This window comes from Streptacidiphilus albus JL83 (assembly GCF_000744705.1).
Classification (GTDB): Bacteria; Actinomycetota; Actinomycetes; order Streptomycetales; family Streptomycetaceae; genus Streptacidiphilus; species Streptacidiphilus albus.
In genome coordinates this window covers 3794731-3814917 of sequence record NZ_JQML01000001.1, presented here as the reverse complement: position 1 = coordinate 3814917, position 20187 = coordinate 3794731, and the positions used below count along the sequence as shown (strand labels likewise).

The following is a 20187-nucleotide window of genomic DNA, read 5'->3' as shown; positions in this document are numbered from 1 at the left end:
CGCCGTACCGGTGCAGTCGTAGCGGTCCGGCCCCGGCGGCGTCAGTCGTCGAGGCCGGGCTGCGGGTTGTAGTCGTGCAGCGCCCGGTTGAACTGCGTCAGCAGGGCGCAGAACCGGGTACGCTCCTCCTCCGGCCAGTCCGAGACCAGGACCCGCATCAGCTCCTGCCGGGAGAGCCGGACCTCCTGCAGCCGCTGCCGCCCCTGGGCCGAGAGCTCCAGCAGCACGGCCCGGCCGTCGTTCGGGTTGGCCACCCGGTCCACCAGCCCGCAGTCGACCAGCGGCGCGACCTGCCGGGTCACCGTGGACGAGTCGATGCCCATGGCCTGCGCCAGGGCCTTCACACCCACCGGGCCCTCCTGCTCCAAACGGTTGAGCAGCAGGTAGGCGGCGCGGTCCATGGAGTTGCGCTGCTCGCCCACGCCGCCCATGCGCACCCGCTCCGCACGGCGCGCGAACAGCGCGACCTGGTACTGGAGCCGGTCGTACACCTGGTCGGCTGCGGCGCCGAGGTCATCCGTGGTCATGGTCGTCGCGTTCTTTCGTTCGGCTTAGCCATATCCGAGGGTATCGGGGGAAAGCCCTAGGCTGAAGTCCATGAACTCCTGGCCGATCACCCTGGATGACGTCCGTGGCGCCCACAAGATGCTGGCAGGGGTGGCCCGGGTCACCCCGATGGAGGGCAGCCGCCACCTGTCGGCGATGATCGGCGCGCCGGTCCAGCTGAAGTGCGAGAACCTGCAGCGCACCGGCTCCTTCAAGCTGCGCGGCGCCTATGTCCGGATCGCCGGGCTCAACCAGGTCGAGCGGGCGGCCGGGGTGGTCGCCGCGAGCGCCGGCAACCACGCCCAGGGCGTGGCCTTCGCCGCGACCACGCTGGGAGTGCACTCCACCGTGTTCATGCCGGTGGGCGCGCCGCTGCCGAAGGTCGCCGCGACCCGCGACTACGGCGCCGAGGTCCGGTTGGAGGGCGAGAACTTCGACGAGACCCTGGCCGCCGCCCTCGCCCACGCCGAGGAGACCGGCGCCGTCGTCATCCACCCCTTCGACCACGAGGACGTCGTGGCCGGGCAGGGCACGGTCGGCCTGGAGATCCTGGAGCAGTGCCCCGAGGTCCGGACGATCCTGGTCGGCGTCGGCGGCGGGGGCCTGCTGGCCGGCGTCGCCACCGCGGTCAAGGCGCTGCGCCCGGACGTGAGGGTGATCGGCGTGCAGGCGGCGGGCGCGGCGGCCTACCCGCCCTCGCTGGCGGCCGGGCACCCGGTCACCCTGGACGGCTTCTCCACCATGGCGGACGGCATCCAGGTCGGCCGTCCGGGTGAGATCCCGTTCGAGATCGTGCGGGAGCTCGCCGACGGGGTGCTGACGGTCAGTGAGACCTCGCTGGCCCGGGCGCTGCTGATCTGCCTGGAGCGGGCCAAGCTGGTGGTCGAGCCGGCCGGGGCCAGCCCGGTGGCCGCGCTGCTCGAACACGGCGACCGGCTGGAGGGCCCGGTGGTGGCCGTGCTGTCCGGCGGCAACGTCGACCCGCTGCTGCTGCAGCGGGTGCTCCGGCACGGCATGGTCGCGGCCGGCCGCTACCTCTCGCTGCGGCTGCGGATCACCGACCGGCCGGGCGCGCTGGCGACCCTCCTCGGCGCACTGACCCGGGCGGACGCCAATGTCGTCGACATCGCCCATGTCCGGACCGACCCGAAACTGGATCTCGGGGAGGCCGAGGTCGACCTCCATCTGGAAACGAAGGGCCCCGAACACTGTGCGGCCGTAGTGTCGGAACTGCGCGCGTCGGGTTACACGATCCTGCAGCAGAGCTGAGGCCCGGGCGCGTCCCAACCGGACCCGACCCCAGGAGAACCGCCGATGGCAGCGGTCGCCATTTCCGCCGAAGGACTGGTGAAGTCCTTCGGCGACGTACGAGCCCTCGACGGCGTCGATCTCGACGTCCCCGAGGGCACCGTCCTCGGCCTGCTCGGCCCCAACGGAGCGGGCAAGACCACCACCGTCCGCGTGCTCACCACCCTGCTCAAGCCGGACGCGGGCCGCGCCGTCGTGGCCGGCGTCGACGTCCTCAAGAACCCCAACCAGGTGCGCAGCCTGATCGGCCTGTCGGGGCAGTACGCCGCCGTGGACGAGTACCTGACCGGCCGTGAGAACCTGCAGATGGTCGGCGAGCTCTACCAGATGAGCGCCCGCGACGCGAAGGCCAGGGCGCTGGAGCTGCTGGAGTGGTTCAACCTCTCCGAGGCCGCCAACCGCACCGCGAAGACCTACTCCGGCGGTATGCGCCGCCGGCTCGACCTGGCCGCTGCGCTGGTGGTCCGGCCGCCGGTGATGTTCCTGGACGAGCCCACCACCGGACTCGACCCACGCAACCGGATGGCGCTGTGGGAGGTCATCGAGACCCTGGTGGAGCAGGGCACGACGCTGCTGCTGACCACCCAGTACCTGGAGGAGGCCGACCGGCTGGCCCACGACATCGCCGTGGTCGACCACGGCAGGGTCATCGCCCGGGGCACCGCCGACCAGCTCAAGGCCCAGATCGGCGGCGAGCGGATCGAGGTCGTGGTGCAGCTCCCGACCGACCTGGAGCCGGCCCTCGCCGCCCTCACCCCGTACGCCAAGGGCGAGCCCACGGTCGAGCCGCACACCCGCCGGATCACCGTGCCGATCAGCGGCGGGGCCCGGGTGCTGGCCGACGTGATCAGGGAGCTGGACGGGCGCGGCATCGTGCTGCACGACATCGGGCTGCGCCGCCCCACCCTCGACGACGTGTTCCTCTCCCTCACCGGCCACGCGACCCTCGGCGACGACGACGAGAACGCCGACCAGAGCGCCGACGCGACCCGCGCCGGCCGGAAGGACTCCTGATGTCAGCGACCACCGGTGCGATCGGGAGCGCGGTCCCGCAGCAGCGCGGCGGCGTCCTGCAGACCCTGCGCGACTCGCGGGTGGTGGCCAAGCGCAACCTCCGGCGGATGACCCGGATCCCGAATCCTGTTGGCCCATGTTGGGTAGGTTTCACTTCGCCAAGTACCCAGGTCAGCGGGTTGGCCTGGGCACTTGAAGGGGGTGCGCTCTGATGGCTTCCAACACAACGGGCGCGATCGGCGCGGCACCCCCAGGGCAGCGAACCGGAGTTGTGCAGGCAGCGCGTGACTCCCTGGTGATCGCCCGCCGAAACATCCTCCGCATGGCGCGGATTCCTGAGATCCTGATCTTCGGACTCATCCAGCCAGTCATGTTCGTACTGCTGTTCACGTACGTCATGGGCGGATCAATCAGCGTCCCTGGCTCGGGTGCAAGTCTCAACGTCTACAAGCAATTCCTTATGGCCGGCATCTTCGCGCAGACAGTGACGTTCGCTGTTGCCGGAGCGTCAGCCGGGATCGCCGAGGACATGACCAAGGGCCTAATCGATCGGTTCCGTTCGCTCCCGATGGCACGTGGTGCCGTCCTCACTGGCCGCACCGTAGCTGATCTTGTGCAGACAACGCTAACTCTGATCGTTCTGGGAGTCGTTGCACTGCTGGTTGGGTGGCGCACCCACAAGAGCTTGCTTGAGGCATTCTGCGGCTTCCTGCTGCTGCTCCTGCTTGGCTACGCCTTCTCCTGGATCGGCGCACTGATCGGGCTGTCGGTGCGTAGCCCCGAGGCAGCTACCTCGGCTGGCCTCATTTGGCTGTTCCCGCTGACGTTCATCTCAAATGCGTTCGTGCCAGTCAACAACATGCCAGGGTGGTTGCAGCCTGTTGCGAACTGGAACCCGTTCAGCTCCACCGTGCAGGCATGCCGTGACCTGTTCGGCAATCTGCCCCCCGGGTACCCGGTACCCAACGCATGGCCCATGCAGCATGCCGTGTTGGCATCGATTGGATGGTCACTGTTGATTCTTCTGGTGTTCCGGACGCTGGCGGTACGCAAGTATCGGCGCATCAGCGACTAGGAGAGGCCCTGAGGGGCCTGAGGAGACGCAGAGAGGCCCCCGCCACTGGCGGGGGCCTCTCTGACTTGCTAGAGCGTTACACGTCGAACTCGCCGGCCTTGACGCCCGCGATGAACGCAGCCCACTCGTCGCGTGTGTAGACCTGCGTAGCCTGCTCCACGTCCTTCGTGTGCCGAACGGCGCGGCCACCATCAGCGGTCGGCGCAACAGACACACAGTTCTGCTGGCCAGCGGAGTAAGACGACTTGACGAACGTACCAACAACCTCAGGGGTGTCCATGACTTCCTGTACCTTCTAGGGTCTCACGGATGAATCGCACGGATGCATCCGGCGGCAATGCTGCCGAGCGTAGCGCGTCGAAGAGATTCATGTAACTGGATAGATCCTCGGCCTCTTCGATCACTTGACAAGTGGTCAAGCCTTCGATGGTGACGGCCTCAAAGTCAGCGGCCGCGTCAAAGGTGTATGCCGTGAACTGGGCTGACATGCCAGCGAGAACAACGGCGTGCTCCGGAAGTACCTGTAGCGACACGTTCTCGGCCTCACACATTGTGAGGACATGCTCAAGTTGCTCCTGGTGCGTTTGGTGAACGTCCGGGTGCGCATCGTCAGTAGCGTTGTCGTCGAACAGGCCCGTGATAGCAGGTGCCCACACCACAACAGAGAGCTGAACGCCCGAGTCGACAATGCGCGTCCGCCGCTGACGGCGCACTTCAATCAACTCGGCAATCTCTTCGGCGGGAAGCTTCTTGGGGCCTGAAGTAATGATCCGTTCCATGTAGCCATCAGATTGGAATGCCCCAGGAAAGCCATTGGGGTACCAGGAGCAAAGTCGCCGAGCATCCCTCTCTAGGGCAATCACCTCGGCGTATCCGTCCTTGACGGACCTAAAGTCCAGCCACCATCCGCGCTTCGTGCTCTCCATGGCTAGCTTTTCCAGGCGTGCACGTTCAAGGTCATCCTTGATGCCATACCGCGTCAAGAGCACATCGACCTCAAGGGGGCGGGCAGATACATGGCCCGACTCCAGTCGACTGATCTTGGTGGTACTGCCCTTGATCGCCGCTGCGGCATCGTCCTGGTCAAGCTCAGCAGCAATGCGGTACTGCTTGAGCAGCGCCCCCAGCCGCTTGCTGCGGTACGTCGGCTTCCTACCTGCGGGCATGTGACCTCCCCTCAACTCTCGTGAACAGTCTGTCGCCTGGGGGAAGCATACGGCCAGGAGTCACACGATCGAGTGGACGCGCAAACTTGCGCTTGAACTGCTTGCGAGGGTCGGACTTGCAGGGCTAGCCTGAATCCGTCGCACCGAGTCAGCGGACCTGACGTTTCGTGACTGTGCAGTGCGCGGGTAGGGGACACCTATGTCTAAAAGCACTGTTCAGCCGGCACCACGGCCTGTTGAGCACTTCTTTGATGGCCGGCGAGAGTCGATCCGCTCCGCTCGACTGCTGGTGCGCGAAACGCTTGTTCTGTGGGGCCTTGATGGCCTCATTGATCCGGCCATGCTTCTCGTCTCCGAACTTGCGACGAACGCTGTTTTACATTGCACTGTCTCGGAAGCGCTGTTCAAGGTCGACATTGTCAATGACGGGACGCACGTCATCATTGGTGTGTCCGATCCGGATCGGGACCATTGGCCGGATGAGCCTCGGTTTGATCTGATGGCCGAGGACGGTAGGGGCATACTCCTGGTGGCAAGCTATGCCGATGAATGTGGTTGCGAACTGCTCACGTTCACAAAGCGCGTATGGGTAAAGGTCCGAATCGATACGGGAGCGGCTTAGAAATGGCGCGCACTGGCATATTGTTTGAGCGCCGGTACTTATTGACCTGCGAGACGTCGAAACCGAGCATACTCGCACAACTGCATGGCGTTGACGGCATTGACGCTGTTGGCATTCTCTGTCGGACGTCGGGGAACGCGCTGATCACAGCCAATCGTGCCATGCGCCAGACGGCAACAGCATTCAGTATGACCAGGCATGAGATGGACTTGAATCCCTGGCAGACTGTTGCGGGTTTCACCAAAGCCAAGAATGACCTTTGGTGTGGTGCGGCGACCAAGACGGAATTCATTGCCTGCCAGGGTGCGGCCCTGGTCTTTCATGTCGCGCCGGTGTGGTCGCCGACTCTTGCGGGAACATGTGAACACCCCATGGACCCCGAGCATCAGGGGGCCGGCCGATGAGAAGCGTGATCCGCCGTGCCATGTGGCTCATTGCACGTGACGATTCTCCTGTTGCCGCTCAAGAGCTGCACGTGTTCGCGTGTCTCGCCGAGGAATGCGGCAAGCAGTCCGAGACATTGATCAGCCTTGAAGACTGCCAGGATTGGGCCATTAGGCATTCCGGCTTGAATCCGGGCCATCGGGCATTCACTCAGACGACCATGGACAAGCATTGGACTACAAGCCTGGTGGACGGGTCATGACTGATCTTGTGATTCCTGGCATTGCTGTCATTGCGCGCGCCGGCCGGCCGGAGCCGGCACGTCAGGACGATGGCAACCGATGGATGGACGGACGCTGTTTCCTGTTCTGCGGTTTCGCTTATAAACGCGTTCTGTGGATCGGTCCGGCCACGATTGCCACGGTGCAGGCACCGTTGTTCGCGTGTGCGGCGTGCATTCAAATCCTCTATGACCGAGTGTGGGAAACACTCCTGTTGGGTGACGCTCCCGTCAAGGAACGTCCCGCAGAGCCCGTAGAGGCTGTAGAAGCCGTTCGGCGGGCTCATCGTCGCCCTGGGCTCATAGAACGCTATGTGCGCCCACGTGGACGCGATAGATAGGGCACGGACGCGCCCCCTCAAGCGGCTCCGGTCGCCTGCCCCCCCGTCGGGTGACCGGAGCCTTTCATTTGCCATCCCGTACGCAACTTCTAGCGGAAGCGAAGCGGCAATGACCATCGGCATGAATACAACCGAGAAAGCGACAACCCTCCGTCGAATCGCTGGGGTGCTTGGCGATTGGGAGGCCGTGGAATGGCAGCGCGTGTGTGGTGCCTTGGCCGAAGCCGGCCCCGCCATGCGCGCGCGCCTGGTCGAGCTTGAGGCATGGGACAGTGTCCATCCTGGGGTGCGTGGCACCGTGGAATGGATCACTGGCGAGGGAAGCGACTACATCGGCCGAGAACCGGAGTTGGAGCACGACAAGCAGCGTGCTGCCACGCGCATCACACTTGTCCTTGAGGCCGTGGACAACGTGAATGCCCTGTACTTCCACAACGGGCACGTTGTGCTCAATGGCCAGTGGCAACAGGAACTCGAACAGGCCGAGGCATTGTTGGCCCGGCTGAATAAGCATCCTCAGCATTGGCAGGCCGAGGCGTTTCGCCGGCTGATCAGCGGGACGAACGTACACCTGGTGGTCGGGCACGTCGAACAGGTCATCAATACGTTGCGCAGTAGGCACGACATTGACGCGCGACAGGGTGACTCCATCGAAAGGGACAGCTAGCTATGACAGTCCCTTTACTGTCGGACGAGAACCGACGGAAAGCCATTGGTTGGGCTGCGGCCGAGTACAACAAGGGTCGGTCCGTGGCGGAGCTGAGCAATGCCAGTGGCTTCGTTCCTTTGTTCGTTGTAGGGCTTCTCAAGGCATCCAAGACGCCAATGCGTGAGCCAGGACCATTGCCGCCGCACATTCGACGCTTGAAGGCTGGAACAACAATGGTTCCTCCGCCGGTGACCATGAAGACGCTCCATGAGCAAGCGGATAGGTTCCGCTCATTGCTCAAAGAAATCTGTACCACGTATCCGCGTCAGACATGGGACGACGCGACCGTTTCCCTGCATCGGTTGCGGGACGCGGGAATGAGCCTTGACTTTCTTGTGTCATTCACGGGTGATCCGGCCAAGGAACTCAAGAAGCGATTGATTGCCCGGAACAAGCTGGGGCCGTCGTCGGCTGGTCTGCCTCAAGCCAAGTGCCCGAGGACCGATTGCCTTCAAATCCTCGAACTTGACGACGTGCATGTGCCAATGCACCTCAACAAGATTGGAAAGCCATGCCGGATGACAGGCGTCCGCGTGTGATGGGTCCGCTGCCCGTGTACCGGGGCAGCAACAGGGAACGCATGATGGCTTGGATTGTCAAGGAATACCAGGAAGGTTGGTCGCCAAGCCAACTTGCCGAGGAAGCCGAAGTTGACGAAAGCCAAATCAAACGGCTTCTCGTTGAGTCCCAAATCACCATGCGGCCGGCGGGACGGACTCCGACGGCTCTGCAACCACGCAAACCGCATCCGTCACGTCCTCCCGTTCTTCCCGAGAATCTTGCTGAGGATGCGGACGTCTTCCGTTCCTTGTTGGTGACCATCGGCCGCAAGTACAAAGGAATGTCGTGGGACGATCAAACCGTGGCTTTGCATCGACTACGGTCGGCCGGCGTCGCCGTGTCCTTCCTTGCCCTGTTCTCCGGGGAACAGTACAGGGACCTGCGAAGGAGGATGGTCAACAAGTCTGAGCTTCGGCCGTCGGACAACGGGCAGGTACGAATATCGTGCCCTCGACTCGATTGCAGCAAGATCCTGGAACTGTTCGAGGACAACAGCACTCCCATGCACGTGACGGCATCGGGAAGCAGGTGCCCCATGTCGGGCATCACCGTGTGACCAGCGGGCGGCGCCGCCCAGCTCGATGACCAGGACGACCAAAGAGGCCCCTCGCCACAGGCGGGGGCCTCTTCTGCGTCGGCGACCAGGCCGACCAGGACCACGACGACGACCAGGCCGCGGCCGGCACCAGGACCTTCCTCACGGAGCCTTGGCAGCGTTCCCCTGGTGGCTTGAACCGCACTGCTTGCCACGACTATCCGGCGTCAGGTCGACTCGGGGAACTGGCAGTTCAGACCGGACGTCCCTACAGGGCAGATACGTGAGACACATGGCTAGAACATGCGTGCGAATGTCCGGGGCATCGGCTAAGGTGCCGTTCAGGTTCCTTTCAGGTTGGCTTGAGGCAGGGAGGACATGGGGTAGTCATGCGGGGGATGCCGTCCCCCCGTGTGGTGGTGTCTGCGATCGTGTGCACACGCTAGCGTCGTGCTCCACACGGGCGACTCTGTCGCGCTCCGCAGCAGGAAAACACGAACCACACGTTCAATCGTGTGGTACGGTCGTTGTGGTTGCGCACTCTAGGGGGATACACCGTGACTATTTCCGCCCCATATCCGAGGATACTTCTATGTCTGCATTCACGAATCACCCGAATCCTTTGGTTCAAGAGGCATTGGAAGCGCTCTACGATTCGGACGGTAGGCAGAAGCGATCGTATCAAGAGGCTGCGGACTTTCTTGGATTGACCAAGAGTGGCTTTGTTTCCCGTTTGCGGCTTGCGGGGAAGGAAGCCAAGTCGGGTATTGACTACAGTGCCTACCTTCCCGAGTATGTTCCTCAGGAATACCATTACGATTCTGAGTACGTCGCCTTGCGTGCTTTGGCCGAAGCCGCAGCCGGCCGAGAGCTAGGGGTGCAGAAGATACGTCAGATGGAGCGGTTCAAGCGTCGATCCGTCGGATTGATCTGTGTCTTTGACGTTGAACTTGGCTTCTACTGGCGGAAGCGGGAACAGGGCGAGGATGGTTGGCTTGCTCGGGACTGAGTGATCAGAGCGCAAGCAGTACGAATGATGGTCAGTAGGCTGGTGCATGATTGCCATGCCATTGTCCTTGAGGGGTCGGACGCCATTGGGCGGACGACCCCTTTAACGTGCCCGGAATGCATTGGTAAAGCTTTGACAAGAGGTGGAACATATGTCCGGCTTTGCTCGCCTCGGTTCCTCATCAGTCCTTGATCGAACGTTCACGCTACACATACAATTGGAACCTAGATACTCGCTTCAACAGGAGTACCGGCCACACGGGGACAAGGGACGACAGTGCACATTGCGCACGACGGCCGAAGGGCCGTCTACCTCAACAACGACACTTGCGTTGAGGAGGGGACGACCGAGATGGGGGGCGCGTACGTCACGATTGACAATGGCGCGGATTGGTCCGACGCTCACCCGCGCATTAACCGCTTGACGGCTTTGCACGGTGAACCGACCCTTGAGGACATCCTCCCGGACGGTCGCATTCACATTGAATGGCTTGGCCGAGCCTGAAATCCGATTGACCGTCCGAACCGACCAAAGGAGAATGATGAACACGGTGAACAGTGCAGCATTGGGCAACAATTCCATCGGCTGGAGGATGCATCACAACCGCAACAGGACAAGCTAGCATACACAGGAGCGTTTCTCAGTTCACGGGCTACACACAATGCTCGGAACGGTATCGCCTCGAACGCATTGACAAAGTGCCACAGACCCCCGCTGGCTGGACATTGCAGGGTCTAGCAGTGCATGAAGCCTGTGAGGCGTGGGAACGCTCGCATCGGACCCTAGAGGCCCGCGAATTGGTCGCAATCTATGACCAGTCGTGGGCCTCACACATGAGCCGACTTACCCGGGATGAGCCCGACCTAGACAAGTGGCTCACTGGCACACCCCGTACACGGGGTGGGGTCGACGTCGAGCGCCGGCACGCACGTGGCATTGAACAGGTTCACGCGTACACGGCACGTGCCCTCTCCGAACCATGGGTCATTTGGGAGACACCCGACCTTGAGCCGGCGATTGAGCTGTTCTTTCGGCTCGACCTGAACGGCATTGAAGTGATCGGCTACATCGACCAAGTCAGGGAATGGCCGAGTGGTCTGCTTGAAATCGTTGACCTAAAGTCCGGCACAAAGGTGCCGGCCTGGGACTTTCAGCTTGGCATTTATTCCCTTGCCATGCAGGAGACGTACGGCGTAGAAATCGGTACGGGCCGTTTCTACATGCTCAAGAACGACGACTACACGAATCCGACCGACCTGTCATTCTTCACCATGGAGCGGGTGACGAAATGGTTTGACGGACTCAATCGCGGCATTGAAGCCAAGTCATTCCTTCCGAACGTGGGTGATCATTGCCGCATCTGCCCGGTTTGGAAGTACTGTTCCGCAAAGTAAGGAGAATCATTGACAACCGAAATCCCGTCCGGAGTTACCGTAACCGTCAAGGCCGGCCCTCGGTCGAGTGATCCATGGATCGTGTTCCACGGTGCCGACCCTGATCATGTCGCCGCACTCATCAATGAGGCCCGAGCCGTCAGCCTGATCAAGGACGTTGCCGCGTACGGCAACGAGTTCTACGGGGCCGAGCTGCACCGGCCCGAGGACCAGGGCGGCCGGCCGAACGGCCCTGTAGGGCCGCAGCAGAGTCGCCAGAGCGGCGGATACCAGCAGGGCGGCGGAGGGGGCGCACAGGCCCCCGCAGGGCCACCCGCGAACCATGGAATGGCGACGCACTGCCGCCACGGCGAGAAGATTTTCGTCTCCGGCATTTCCGCCCGCACACAGAAGCCGTGGCAGGGATTCGACTGCCCGCAGAACTACAAGACTGACGAGTGCGCGCGGTTCGCAAAGGTCTAGCAGGGCCTATTTTTTTTGCCTTCATGCGGAAAGGATAGGCATTGCTGACGCTTGTGCGGGCAAGACGCATGGGCGGCAAAGCAGGTGAACCTATTCCGGCGGCATTCCCTGCCCTGGAAAGGGCAGGGGTGCACGTCCGCCGTGGTCAGCTCACGCTGATTGCAGCAGGACCGGGCGTAGGAAAATCGGCATTGGTCGCAACCATTGCGGTCATGGCAGAAGTGCCAACACTGTACTTCTCGGCGGACAGTGACGCATTCACTCAGTACACGCGTTTGGGTGCCATGGTCACGGAAACGGAGGTTTGGAAGGTAGAGAAAGACCTTGAGGAAGGTAGGTCGGTGCACTATGACATGCAAATCAACCGGCTCGACTACCTCAGGTGGAACTTTGATCCGTCGCCGACGCTCGACACATTGGACCTTGATGTTCAGGCATTCGGCTACGCGTACGGCTGTTGGCCGCAACTGATTGTCATCGACAATCTCAAGAACGTGTGGTCCGATTCGGACGGGGAATTCAACCGCCTCGGCGAGATCATCGACTTCCTGCATGAACTGGGCAGGACCACAGGCGCGGCAATCATCGCACTTCACCATCTGACCGGTGAATACGACGACGGTATTCGAGCGGCGCCCATGTCCGCGCTACTGGGCAAGATTTCCAAGGTTCCGGAAATGATCCTCACCCTTCACAAAACCGGGTCGAGCGACTTCGGAAACATGATCCTGAACGTCTCGCCCGTCAAGAACCGTGGCGGACGGGCCGACCCCTCGGGAAACTGGTCAATCGAGTTGCCGGCCGACCTAGAAAGGATGCGCATTGGTTAGACATCGACATCCCGCAAACATCGAACTGCACGACAATCGCACACTCGGAGACAGGGCCGCAGACGTCGTTGCCGCCCGCATGGGCTCATGGACCTTCCTGGGAATCCAATCCCTGTTCATCGTCGCATGGATGGTCTGGGCAAAGTGGGACCAGTTCCCGTGGATTCTTCTGAACCTGCTTTTCTCCATTCAGGCCGCGTACTCCGCACCACTGCTACAGCTCTCCCAGAACAGGCAGAGCGAGCATGACCGCCATCGGGCGGAAACCGACTACGAAACCAATGCAGAAGCGCTCCGGCTTCTGCGCATCCTCGCAAAGGAGACACCCAATGAGTATTCAGAGTGAGCCGAGGATGCCGAACGTCCTCATCAACGGCAAGGAACTGCCGGCCCGCATTCTTCATCCGGACGGCTCGCAGACTTGGAACCTGACCAGGAGTGAGGCCGAGGCCATCAATCGGGCCATCGTCGTCACACTCAAGGCCACGCTTGACGTTCTCACGCGCCGGCCGTGAACGGTCGGGCCAGCAAATCGAAGGGATACCGGGGAGAGGTAGAGGCTGTTGAAGTCCTCACCCCGGTATTCCCGGACGCCGAGCGGTACGGGAACGTCAACGGCAGCAATGACCTGGGAGACATCAAAGGTGTTCCCGGATGGGCCGTTCAAGTCAAGAACGTGGCTACAGCGTCGCTCGGGGCATTCGTCAAGGATGCCCGTACCCAAGCCGACAGGCTAGGTGCCCGTTATGCCGGGGTCATGCTCAAACTCAAGGGCAAGCATATGCGTGACAGTGTGTTCGTCATGTCGAACGCGCAAGCCGTAGCCATTATGAAGCGACTCGATGAGTGCACTTGCGAAAGGCGGGACTGACATTCCCCGATACAACGGCAACACCAACCGGCGAACCAAGCGGCGCGACGCTTTCGACCGCAGCAGGAACGGCACCGAAACTCAGTCCTCGGCCTATGAGGAATGGGAGGCATACACGCGCGCGGTAGTGGCCGGCGCGTACGACGCGCAGCCGCAGGAATGGCACTCGACGCCGGTTGAGGCCCCGTAAGGGGCCTCTCTGGCCGGCGGAGGGAACGCGCGTGGACGCAGCCGACAAGCCTTCCATCAAAGAGGTTCTAGAGGGTTACGGGGCCGACCACGTACCCGAGGGCGACCGATGGCACGCCATGAAATGCCCTTTCCATGAGGACCATTCGGCCAGTGCCAGTGTGAAGACGGCGGAACAGATGTTCCGGTGCCACACCTGCGATTTGGGAGGGGATTCCTTCTCGATCATCATGGACAGGGAGGGGATCACAGAGTTTGCCCGTGCCATCGAATACGCAGAAAGAGTTTTTGGCGGAAGCTTCGGGACGGTACGAAAAGGCTCTCAAGGGAAACGCGTACGCCGAGAGCTATTTGGCGAAGAGGTTCGGGGACCGGTGGCAGGACAGCGCACGATTGTTTCAACTAGGCGTCGTCGCCGACCCGCTTCCGGGACATGAGCAGTACAAAGGAATGCTGTCGATTCCCTACTGTGCCCCGTACGGAATTGTCGGCATCAAGTTCCGTTGTCTTCTGGACCACGACTGCAAGTCGGTCCACAAGACGCGGTACATGAACCCTCCCGGGCAGGGTCAACGGCTCTACAACACGACGGACCTGTTCCGTACCGAGGACTACATTGCCGTTGCCGAGGGCGAGATTGACGCACAGACGTCCCACTTGGCAGGCATTCCAACGGTGGGGGCACCGGGGGCCGGCAGTTGGAAAGATGCGTTCACGCGCATGATCCGAGGATATGAAGTCGTCTACATCTATGCAGACAATGACGACGATGGCGTTGGCCTCGAAAAGTTCGCCAATCCTTTGGCGGACAAGCTGAGAGGAAGTCGCGTGATTCTTCTGCCGAAGGGTCACGACGTGAACAGCTTCGTGGTCGAGAACGGCTATGACGCGCTGCGACAACTATTGGGGGTGGATTGAACAGCGAAAAGATGGTGTTCGGCTGTGACGTGAATCCGGACGACACCGTGACCATTGCGGCAGAAGTCTACGACGATGAAATGATCTACCTCACGGCTGCGGAGTCGAATGAGGCCGGCGTCATGACTCATCACATCGGATTCTTCCTCACCCCGGAACAGGCAATCGAGATGGGCGGCCGGCTCATCGATGAGGGCAAGAGGAAGTCAAAGAAGCGACGCGGGGGAGTGTTCAGCTTTGGATGACACAGAAGTGCTGACCGTCGAGGCATATCAAATCTGCTTCCGACGCAATCCCACCACGCGACGAATGATGGTGGAAATCATCGCACCGAATGACGTCGAGATTGCGGAAGACAACGTGACCAGCTATGAGGCCGCAAGCCTCTATGACTTCTTCAAGGAGGGAGATTGACTATTGACCGAGGCTCAAACAGCCGTTGACCTTTTCGCGGGTACCGGTTGGGCAGTAGCGGCAGAGCGTCTAGGTATCAATGAAATCGGCGTCGAGATCAATCCGTTTGCGTGCGCGAGTCGAGCCGCGGCCGGCTTCGCCACCGTTCAAGGTGACGTCACAGAAATCAATCCGGCTCACTTCATCGGCGTTGATGGCGTCATTGGTTCACCACCGTGCCAGGATTTCAGTGATGCCGGCCTGAGAGCCGGTATCGCGGGACGCACAGGCAGGCTCGTTCGTGAGCCGATGCGTTGGGTCCACATCATCCGGCCCCGATGGGTGGTGTTTGAACAGGTCCCGCCCGTACTGCCCATTTGGCATGAGTGCGCGAGAGAGCTTGAGGAAGCCGGCTACAAAACGGCGGTCGGTCTGCTGCGGGCAGAACAGTACGGTGCCGCAACCGCTCGAAAGCGCGCCATCCTCATTGCTCGACTCGATCGGCAGGCAAAGCTACCCGAGGCGACTCACAGTCAGTTCTACAACCGGTCGCCCAGCCAACGGGACCTAGGCGTCAAAGACTGGATTTCCGTCGCCGAAGCACTGGACTTGAGTCCGGGTGGCTCCATCGGAATGAACCGAAAGAAGCCGTCACCACGCCACCTCACGGCGGACTTCCGTTCCACGGACATTCCCTCGCTCTGCCTCACGCGCTTTGCCAACGCATGGCACATACGCGACCAGGGCGACCCGGTAGGACGGTTGGTCACGCCCGATGAGTTGGCCAGGATTCAATCCTACCCAGCTGGCTTCCCGTTCGCCGGAGCCACAAAGACAAAAATCGTTCAAGTGGCGAACAGCGTACCGCCCGCAATGGGGGAGGCCATTCTAAAGGAGGTCATTTCTTGTGAAGCATGACGCAAGTCATCCATACCGAATCATCCTGATTCCTGACACGCACGTACCCGAGCACCACCAACAGGCCGTGACGAACCTTGGCAACCTGCTGGCCGAGGCAGCACCACGGGCCGTCGTTCACACGGGCGACTTCCTCAACTTGGACGCGCCTAGTGTCTCGTGATCCTGTTTGTGTCACTTTGCGTTGTTGTCGACGAGCTTCTTGATGTTGGTCTGGACGAGGCGGACCTTGGCGAGGATCTCTCCAGCAGTGGCGGCCCAGGTGAAGGGCTCGGCGTCGGCGTTCCAGGAGTTGATGTAGTTCCGGATCTGGGTGATCAGGACGTTGACGCTGGCGAAGGTGCCGCGTCGGATCGACTGACGGGTGAGGATTCCGAACCAAGTCTCGATCTGGTTAATCCACGACGACCCGACAGGGGTGAAATGGAAGTGAATGTTCGGATTGTCGGCCAGCCACGCCTTCACTTCCGGCGTGGTGTGCGTGGAGAGGTTGTCCAGGACGACGTGGATCTCCTTCCCCTTGTGCGGCTTCACGGCCTTCTTCATGAAGGCCAGGAAGTTCTTGCTGTCCCGGGTCGGCCTGCACTCGCCGATCACTTCGCCGGTGCCGACATTGAGGGCGGCGAACAGATTCGTGGTGCCGTGGCGGACGTAATCGTGGGTGCGCTTCTCGGTGGCCGCAAAGGCCACCGGAAGCAACGGCTGGGTCCGGTCCAGCGCCTGGATCTGCGTCTTTTCGTCGACCGACAGCACCACCGCCCCGCCGGGCGGGGCGAGGTAGAGCCCGACCACGTCGGCGACCTTGTCCGCGAACGCGGGATCCTTCGAAATCTTGAAGGTGCCCGAACGATGCGGCTGGAGTTTCTCCTCGCGCCAGATGCGCGCGATGTAGTGCCAGGACACGACAACGCCTTCGGCGCGCTTCAGATACCGGGCCAGCGTGCGCGTCGACCAGTGCGACAGGCCACTGTCGGCCGGCGGCGACATGCGGGTCAGCGCAATCACCCGCGACCGCGTCTGCGGCGTTACCTGTTCACGGCCGGCACCTCGCTGATCACCCTCCAGCCCAGCCAGACCGCGTTCCGCATAGCGCGCCTTCCAGCGGTCCACCGTCGGCAGGGAAACCCCGGCGAGTTCGGCAACGTCCATACGCCGCCGCCCCTCGTGCGACCACAGCACGATCCGCGCCCGCGTCGCCAGCACGGCGGCCACATCCTGGCTGTTCGCCAACTCCCGCAATTCAGCGGCCTGTTCTATCGAGAGCTCCATGCCAGAACCAACGAGACCCATCGAATCAAGTTACGGCTACAGGATCACGAGACACTAGCCGATGGTCCAAGGGAAGTATCAATGAGTTTGCCGGTGGCGTTCACCAGGAACGCGAACAGGGCAAACGCATTCTCGACTACTGGCGTAGCCGCTATGACGGCTACTTCGGTATGCACCTCGGCAACCACGACCGACGCATCAGCGACTACCTGCACAAGTACGCGCCGGCCGTCGCCGACATGCCGGAATGGCAGTTCGACCGACTTCTGTCGTTTGAACAGTTCGGGATGGAGCTGCGACCGAGCATTGCCGAACTGGCCCCCGGATGGGTGTCGACGCACGGCGACAACCGGGAAATCCCTCTCCGGCCAACGGCCGGCGCAACAGCCTATGCGGCAGCGGAGCGCTACGGCGTCAATGTCGCGTGTGGCCACACGCATCGGGCCGGCATGGTCCAGACATCGCACGGCTACAACGGCAGGATGCGGCCGAGGATCGGCCTTGAGATCGGCCATATCTGTGACATGCGCAAAGTCTCGTACCTGGGCAGCGGATACGCGAACTGGCAAATGGCGTTCGGTGTGCTGCACGTCAACGGCAACAGCGTGCAGCCTCAGCTAGTGCTGATCGGCAACGACGGTTCATTCACGTTCGACGGAATGAAGTTCAAGGGCGGAAAGATTGAAAGGGCGGCAACTGAGTGACGTTTGATCCTGTTGAGGCACTACCCATGGCAAAGGCGACCGCGGCGCGGTTCGCCCGTAACTGGCCCGGCATTGACGCGGATGACCTGTTCGGGCATCTGTCTTTGATGCTGGTCGAGAAGCGGACGATCCTCGGGAAGGCAGAGAACATCAATGCCGCAACGTCCGCGCTGCTGCGGAAGGTTGCCACGGAGTATTGCGGCAAGGAACGTGGCCGTGCCCTGTACGGCACGGCTGACTACCTGTACAGCACCGAGGAAGTAGACGAAATCGTGTCACGTGTCTTCCTGCCCCCGGACGATTGGGGGCAGGCCGGACGCGCGGGGGCCTGTCTGGAAAACGACACCAAGGCACGGGACGGCATGGACCACGTGACGGCGGTGGTCGACGCACGGCAGGCATGGCCACGTCTCCCCGAGGCAAGCCGGCAAGTCATCCGGGACAACTGGGCACACGGACCGAGCGCGGCCGCGGCTCGATCGTCCGTGACCCTGGCAGCGTGGTCCATGCGGCACGGCCGAGCCATCCGCAAGCTACGGGACCTCATGAACACCAGCCGGCTGACCCGTACCCAGGACCACGACGGACCCGGTTCCCGCAAGGCACTGTCCAATGCCGACTCGCATCTGATGGCGGCCTGAATGGCGAAGCCACCATCCAAGGCACTGTCCTGCTTCATCGGCCTACTGGCAGCACTGTCCATCTTCACCACGGGACTGACGCTCGCCATCGTGGCGAGTCTCTTCACCAGCATGAACTTCGGCACGCTGCTGGTCATCTGCGTTCTCATCGAAACGGCGTGCGTGCTGGCGCTGATCGTCCATGAGGACGACGACGGATGGGAGGACGAGTGATCGTCTCAAGCACACTGGTCGTGTGGCAGTGCGACATTTGCCTGATGAACTACTCGACCAACATCGGAATCTGTCTCAATGCAGCCGACGCAATGCACCAAGCAGTCGAGCCGACCGTCACATACAATCCGGACACGGTCACCGTGGTCAATGATCCGACGCCACCACCCAGCACGTGAAACAGAGAAAGGCCCCCGCCGATGGCGGGGGCCTTTGCTGTTGTGGTCAACCCTTGGTGCCGGCCACGGTCGGCCCGTAGGCCCGGTAGGGTCACGTGCCGAGCCCATCAATGGCCAGACACGTGCATTGACATACCGGCCATGGCCGGCCACTGACGGTGCCACATGGGCTTTGACCTGCGACGGAACCCCCATCCTCGGGAGTGGCATTGATGCAATGCGTCAACGTGTTGCACCCGTTCAATCGTATGGTATGGTTTCGTCAACGCCGAGCGAGAAGGGGGCAAAGGTGCCAAAGCTTGACAATCGTATCCATGCGGATGCGATTCTCATCGACAAAGCCACTGGTCTGCTTCATTGCAGCAGTTCCATGACTTGCGAAACAGTGCGCGACACTGCACTCATTCCGTTTGTTCCGCAGTTCCGGTTTCCGGCGACAGTTGTCTGTCGGAGTTGTTATGACGATGTCTGCGAAGCCATTGCCGATTTGCAGGCAATCAACGGCGTGTTGCCAAAGGCTCCGAGCGTCGATAGTCTTCCCGGAAGCACTTTGGTGGGAAGGACGGCAATGGGCTCATCGTTGCGGACAACGGCCGATCGAAAGAACGTTCATGCGGCCGGCACGGAGACGTGCCCGACCATGACCCGCGCGGCGAACAAGGACTTCAAGGGCTACCCGGAGCTGACGCTTGAGGATGCCCAGGTCATTAGGTCCGTGTGCACCAACTGCAAGAGCGCCGTTGAGGCGGAAATGCAACGACTCCAGGAAGACGCAGAGACCATGGCCAAGAAGCCCATCGTGGACCAGGACGAGACGATCGAGGTTGACGACCAGGACCAGGCCGACGACCAGGCCGACCAGGACCAGGACGACGACCAGGCCGACGACGACCAGGCCGACGACGACCAGGACGACGACGGACTGACCGATGAGGAGCGACAGGCCGCCATGAACGCACTCGTCGACAAGGTCTCGGAAGAGTTCGACGTTCCCGACGCCTATGACGCGAGTGCGGCATGGGAGAAGTTGCGGGACGCGCAGCCGGAGAACAGTCACGCACGGGCGTTCTGGGCTAGCAAGGCTAAGGCCATCAACGCTGCCTTGGGTGTCGAAGAGTAGGTTCGCGCGTTCAACTGCCTTGCAGTGTCAAGCAACTAGTCCAATCGGGCATCCTGGCCCGGCACCAGTGAAGAGGCATACTCACCATGGCTAAGAAGATCCGTCAGATTGTCGATGTCACGGACGACATGACAGGGGAGGACGTCCCCGAGGGCAAAGCAGACTCCATCACGCTCACGCTCGACGGCATGACGATCGATCTCGATCTGCACGTGGACGGCGCGAACGAACTTCGTGAACTGCTGGCCCCGTATTTCGCTGCTGGATCGGCAACGCTGCGTCGAGCCGCGGCCGGGGCCCCAACGATGACCGCCACTGTCGTACGGGGTGCGCGCCGGCCGTCCGCCACACGTGGCACGCCGCGAGTCCGCGTCAGTGCCGATGACCCGCACTCCCCGGATGCTCGCCGAAAGTGGCTCCGGGCACAGGGACATGAGGTCAACGACCGTGGTCGTCTGGCCGAGGCTCTGAACGAGGAATACAACAAGGCACACGGACTCGCCTAGTCGGTCCGGAAACGCAAGAGAGGCCCCCGC

Annotated in this window: 30 protein-coding genes and 1 pseudogene; 27 read left to right on the top strand and 4 right to left on the bottom strand. The window is 61.8% G+C overall.

Annotated features, from left to right (window positions below; translation table 11 throughout):
- Positions 1 to 41: 41 nt before the first annotated feature.
- A complete protein-coding gene (locus tag BS75_RS16400; protein ID WP_034088765.1) occupies positions 42 to 527 on the bottom strand; it encodes a MarR family winged helix-turn-helix transcriptional regulator in 486 nt (161 codons plus the stop codon).
- Between the two features lie 70 nt (positions 528 to 597).
- On the opposite strand from BS75_RS16400, the gene ilvA reads away from it, so the two are divergent.
- The 3 genes from ilvA (at position 598) to BS75_RS16385 (ending at position 3943) form a co-directional block, all read left to right on the top strand.
- Entirely contained in the window at positions 598 to 1815 is a 1218-nt protein-coding gene (gene ilvA, locus BS75_RS16395; protein ID WP_034088764.1) for a threonine ammonia-lyase, read from the top strand.
- Between the two features lie 45 nt (positions 1816 to 1860).
- Positions 1861 to 2868, top strand: coding sequence for a daunorubicin resistance protein DrrA family ABC transporter ATP-binding protein (locus BS75_RS16390; protein ID WP_034088763.1), 1008 nt, complete (start codon positions 1861 to 1863; stop codon positions 2866 to 2868).
- A 211-nt stretch (positions 2869 to 3079) separates the two neighbouring features.
- Positions 3080 to 3943: an ABC transporter permease gene (locus tag BS75_RS16385; RefSeq protein ID WP_034088762.1), complete on the top strand. Its 864-nt coding sequence runs from the start codon at positions 3080 to 3082 to the stop codon at positions 3941 to 3943.
- 76 nt (positions 3944 to 4019) lie between these two features.
- On the opposite strand, the gene BS75_RS16380 is transcribed toward BS75_RS16385, so the two are convergent.
- Complete coding sequence (locus tag BS75_RS16380) at positions 4020 to 4223, bottom strand: DUF397 domain-containing protein (protein WP_034088761.1); 204 nt, start codon at positions 4221 to 4223, stop codon at positions 4020 to 4022.
- Positions 4210 to 5109, bottom strand: coding sequence for a helix-turn-helix domain-containing protein (locus BS75_RS16375; protein WP_034088760.1), 900 nt, complete (start codon positions 5107 to 5109; stop codon positions 4210 to 4212). The genes BS75_RS16380 and BS75_RS16375 overlap by 14 nt, the downstream gene beginning before the upstream one ends.
- 199 nt (positions 5110 to 5308) lie before the next feature.
- Here BS75_RS16375 and BS75_RS48260 point away from each other — a divergent pair, with 199 nt between their 5' ends.
- The 18 genes and pseudogenes from BS75_RS48260 to BS75_RS46515 all read left to right on the top strand — a co-directional run bounded on the left by BS75_RS48260 (position 5309) and on the right by BS75_RS46515 (position 15525).
- Complete coding sequence (locus tag BS75_RS48260; protein WP_152646014.1) at positions 5309 to 5731, top strand: ATP-binding protein; 423 nt, start codon at positions 5309 to 5311, stop codon at positions 5729 to 5731.
- Between the two features lie 2 nt (positions 5732 to 5733).
- Positions 5734 to 6135 carry a hypothetical protein gene (locus tag BS75_RS48255; protein WP_152646013.1) on the top strand — a complete coding sequence of 134 codons (402 nt, stop codon included), beginning with the start codon at positions 5734 to 5736 and terminating at the stop codon, positions 6133 to 6135.
- The gene (locus BS75_RS48250) at positions 6132 to 6377 is read left to right on the top strand and encodes a DUF7848 domain-containing protein (protein WP_152646012.1); all 246 of its coding nucleotides are present in this window, start codon (positions 6132 to 6134) and stop codon (positions 6375 to 6377) included. The genes BS75_RS48255 and BS75_RS48250 overlap by 4 nt, the downstream gene beginning before the upstream one ends.
- A gap of 468 nt (positions 6378 to 6845) precedes the next feature.
- The gene (locus BS75_RS16370) at positions 6846 to 7403 is read left to right on the top strand and encodes a hypothetical protein (RefSeq protein ID WP_034088759.1); all 558 of its coding nucleotides are present in this window, start codon (positions 6846 to 6848) and stop codon (positions 7401 to 7403) included.
- A gap of 83 nt (positions 7404 to 7486) precedes the next feature.
- Positions 7487 to 7984 carry a hypothetical protein gene (locus tag BS75_RS48245; RefSeq protein ID WP_152646011.1) on the top strand — a complete coding sequence of 166 codons (498 nt, stop codon included), beginning with the start codon at positions 7487 to 7489 and terminating at the stop codon, positions 7982 to 7984.
- On the top strand, positions 7957 to 8562 hold the full coding sequence (locus BS75_RS48240; RefSeq protein ID WP_408022540.1) for a helix-turn-helix domain-containing protein: 606 nt from the start codon (positions 7957 to 7959) through the stop codon (positions 8560 to 8562). The genes BS75_RS48245 and BS75_RS48240 overlap by 28 nt, the downstream gene beginning before the upstream one ends.
- A gap of 571 nt (positions 8563 to 9133) precedes the next feature.
- The gene (locus BS75_RS48235; protein ID WP_152646009.1) at positions 9134 to 9550 is read left to right on the top strand and encodes a hypothetical protein; all 417 of its coding nucleotides are present in this window, start codon (positions 9134 to 9136) and stop codon (positions 9548 to 9550) included.
- A gap of 557 nt (positions 9551 to 10107) precedes the next feature.
- Positions 10108 to 10944, top strand: a complete 837-nt coding sequence (locus BS75_RS16355) for a RecB family exonuclease (protein WP_081982374.1) — start codon at positions 10108 to 10110, stop codon at positions 10942 to 10944.
- A gap of 9 nt (positions 10945 to 10953) precedes the next feature.
- Entirely contained in the window at positions 10954 to 11406 is a 453-nt protein-coding gene (locus BS75_RS44350; RefSeq protein ID WP_152646008.1) for a hypothetical protein, read from the top strand.
- Between the two features lie 41 nt (positions 11407 to 11447).
- A complete protein-coding gene (locus tag BS75_RS16345; RefSeq protein ID WP_034088756.1) occupies positions 11448 to 12236 on the top strand; it encodes a DnaB-like helicase C-terminal domain-containing protein in 789 nt (262 codons plus the stop codon).
- Positions 12229 to 12582, top strand: a complete 354-nt coding sequence (locus BS75_RS16340) for a DUF1003 domain-containing protein (protein WP_042438882.1) — start codon at positions 12229 to 12231, stop codon at positions 12580 to 12582. The genes BS75_RS16345 and BS75_RS16340 overlap by 8 nt, the downstream gene beginning before the upstream one ends.
- The gene (locus BS75_RS48230; RefSeq protein WP_152646007.1) at positions 12566 to 12751 is read left to right on the top strand and encodes a hypothetical protein; all 186 of its coding nucleotides are present in this window, start codon (positions 12566 to 12568) and stop codon (positions 12749 to 12751) included. Before BS75_RS16340 ends, BS75_RS48230 begins: the two co-directional genes overlap by 17 nt.
- Positions 12748 to 13107 carry a hypothetical protein gene (locus BS75_RS48225; protein ID WP_152646006.1) on the top strand — a complete coding sequence of 120 codons (360 nt, stop codon included), beginning with the start codon at positions 12748 to 12750 and terminating at the stop codon, positions 13105 to 13107. Before BS75_RS48230 ends, BS75_RS48225 begins: the two co-directional genes overlap by 4 nt.
- A 221-nt stretch (positions 13108 to 13328) precedes the next feature.
- Positions 13329 to 13514, top strand: a pseudogene (locus BS75_RS52205) (CHC2 zinc finger domain-containing protein); the annotation flags it as partial.
- A gap of 43 nt (positions 13515 to 13557) precedes the next feature.
- Positions 13558 to 14214 carry a toprim domain-containing protein gene (locus tag BS75_RS50315; RefSeq protein WP_231607791.1) on the top strand — a complete coding sequence of 219 codons (657 nt, stop codon included), beginning with the start codon at positions 13558 to 13560 and terminating at the stop codon, positions 14212 to 14214.
- Entirely contained in the window at positions 14211 to 14459 is a 249-nt protein-coding gene (locus BS75_RS16325) for a hypothetical protein (protein ID WP_152646005.1), read from the top strand. The genes BS75_RS50315 and BS75_RS16325 overlap by 4 nt, the downstream gene beginning before the upstream one ends.
- A 7-nt stretch (positions 14460 to 14466) precedes the next feature.
- Entirely contained in the window at positions 14467 to 14628 is a 162-nt protein-coding gene (locus BS75_RS48220) for a hypothetical protein (protein ID WP_197091943.1), read from the top strand.
- Between the two features lie 3 nt (positions 14629 to 14631).
- Complete coding sequence (locus BS75_RS46515) at positions 14632 to 15525, top strand: DNA cytosine methyltransferase (RefSeq protein ID WP_081982371.1); 894 nt, start codon at positions 14632 to 14634, stop codon at positions 15523 to 15525.
- Positions 15526 to 15699: 174 nt separating this feature from the next.
- Here the strand turns inward: BS75_RS46515 and BS75_RS16315 are convergent, their stop codons facing one another.
- On the bottom strand, positions 15700 to 16794 hold the full coding sequence (locus tag BS75_RS16315; RefSeq protein WP_034088753.1) for an IS630 family transposase: 1095 nt from the start codon (positions 16792 to 16794) through the stop codon (positions 15700 to 15702).
- Between the two features lie 170 nt (positions 16795 to 16964).
- Here BS75_RS16315 and BS75_RS16310 point away from each other — a divergent pair, with 170 nt between their 5' ends.
- The 6 genes from BS75_RS16310 to BS75_RS46510 all read left to right on the top strand — a co-directional run bounded on the left by BS75_RS16310 (position 16965) and on the right by BS75_RS46510 (position 20157).
- The gene (locus tag BS75_RS16310; protein ID WP_052069465.1) at positions 16965 to 17498 is read left to right on the top strand and encodes a hypothetical protein; all 534 of its coding nucleotides are present in this window, start codon (positions 16965 to 16967) and stop codon (positions 17496 to 17498) included.
- A 26-nt stretch (positions 17499 to 17524) separates the two neighbouring features.
- On the top strand, positions 17525 to 18139 hold the full coding sequence (locus BS75_RS16305; RefSeq protein ID WP_034088752.1) for a hypothetical protein: 615 nt from the start codon (positions 17525 to 17527) through the stop codon (positions 18137 to 18139).
- Positions 18140 to 18352, top strand: a complete 213-nt coding sequence (locus BS75_RS16300; protein ID WP_034088751.1) for a hypothetical protein — start codon at positions 18140 to 18142, stop codon at positions 18350 to 18352.
- Between the two features lie 44 nt (positions 18353 to 18396).
- Complete coding sequence (locus tag BS75_RS51485; RefSeq protein ID WP_267970498.1) at positions 18397 to 18531, top strand: hypothetical protein; 135 nt, start codon at positions 18397 to 18399, stop codon at positions 18529 to 18531.
- Positions 18532 to 18820: 289 nt separating this feature from the next.
- On the top strand, positions 18821 to 19651 hold the full coding sequence (locus tag BS75_RS48215; protein WP_156164258.1) for a hypothetical protein: 831 nt from the start codon (positions 18821 to 18823) through the stop codon (positions 19649 to 19651).
- 86 nt (positions 19652 to 19737) lie between these two features.
- Positions 19738 to 20157 (top strand): Lsr2 dimerization domain-containing protein, encoded by a 420-nt coding sequence (locus BS75_RS46510; protein ID WP_081982370.1) that lies wholly within the window; start codon positions 19738 to 19740, stop codon positions 20155 to 20157.
- Positions 20158 to 20187 lie beyond the last annotated feature (30 nt).

Bases quoted from the DNA above. Each gene is read 5' to 3' on its own strand.
- BS75_RS16305 (WP_034088752.1), top strand. From the start codon at position 17,525: ATGGCAAAGGCGACCGCGGCGCGGTTCGCCCGTAACTGGCCCGGCATT.
- BS75_RS48240 (WP_408022540.1), top strand. From the start codon at position 7,957: ATGCCGGATGACAGGCGTCCGCGTGTGATGGGTCCGCTGCCCGTGTAC.
- BS75_RS51485 (WP_267970498.1), top strand. From the start codon at position 18,397: ATGAACTACTCGACCAACATCGGAATCTGTCTCAATGCAGCCGACGCA.
- BS75_RS16375 (WP_034088760.1), bottom strand. From the start codon at position 5,109: ATGCCCGCAGGTAGGAAGCCGACGTACCGCAGCAAGCGGCTGGGGGCG.
- BS75_RS16385 (WP_034088762.1), top strand. From the start codon at position 3,080: ATGGCTTCCAACACAACGGGCGCGATCGGCGCGGCACCCCCAGGGCAG.
- BS75_RS16370 (WP_034088759.1), top strand. From the start codon at position 6,846: ATGACCATCGGCATGAATACAACCGAGAAAGCGACAACCCTCCGTCGA.
- BS75_RS16380 (WP_034088761.1), bottom strand. From the start codon at position 4,223: ATGGACACCCCTGAGGTTGTTGGTACGTTCGTCAAGTCGTCTTACTCC.
- BS75_RS48235 (WP_152646009.1), top strand. From the start codon at position 9,134: ATGTCTGCATTCACGAATCACCCGAATCCTTTGGTTCAAGAGGCATTG.
- BS75_RS48250 (WP_152646012.1), top strand. From the start codon at position 6,132: ATGAGAAGCGTGATCCGCCGTGCCATGTGGCTCATTGCACGTGACGAT.
- BS75_RS16400 (WP_034088765.1), bottom strand. From the start codon at position 527: ATGACCACGGATGACCTCGGCGCCGCAGCCGACCAGGTGTACGACCGG.
- BS75_RS48255 (WP_152646013.1), top strand. From the start codon at position 5,734: ATGGCGCGCACTGGCATATTGTTTGAGCGCCGGTACTTATTGACCTGC.
- ilvA (WP_034088764.1), top strand. From the start codon at position 598: ATGAACTCCTGGCCGATCACCCTGGATGACGTCCGTGGCGCCCACAAG.
- BS75_RS16310 (WP_052069465.1), top strand. From the start codon at position 16,965: ATGCACCTCGGCAACCACGACCGACGCATCAGCGACTACCTGCACAAG.
- BS75_RS48230 (WP_152646007.1), top strand. From the start codon at position 12,566: ATGAGTATTCAGAGTGAGCCGAGGATGCCGAACGTCCTCATCAACGGC.
- BS75_RS46510 (WP_081982370.1), top strand. From the start codon at position 19,738: ATGGCTAAGAAGATCCGTCAGATTGTCGATGTCACGGACGACATGACA.
- BS75_RS16315 (WP_034088753.1), bottom strand. From the start codon at position 16,794: ATGGAGCTCTCGATAGAACAGGCCGCTGAATTGCGGGAGTTGGCGAAC.
- BS75_RS48260 (WP_152646014.1), top strand. From the start codon at position 5,309: ATGTCTAAAAGCACTGTTCAGCCGGCACCACGGCCTGTTGAGCACTTC.
- BS75_RS16300 (WP_034088751.1), top strand. From the start codon at position 18,140: ATGGCGAAGCCACCATCCAAGGCACTGTCCTGCTTCATCGGCCTACTG.
- BS75_RS16390 (WP_034088763.1), top strand. From the start codon at position 1,861: ATGGCAGCGGTCGCCATTTCCGCCGAAGGACTGGTGAAGTCCTTCGGC.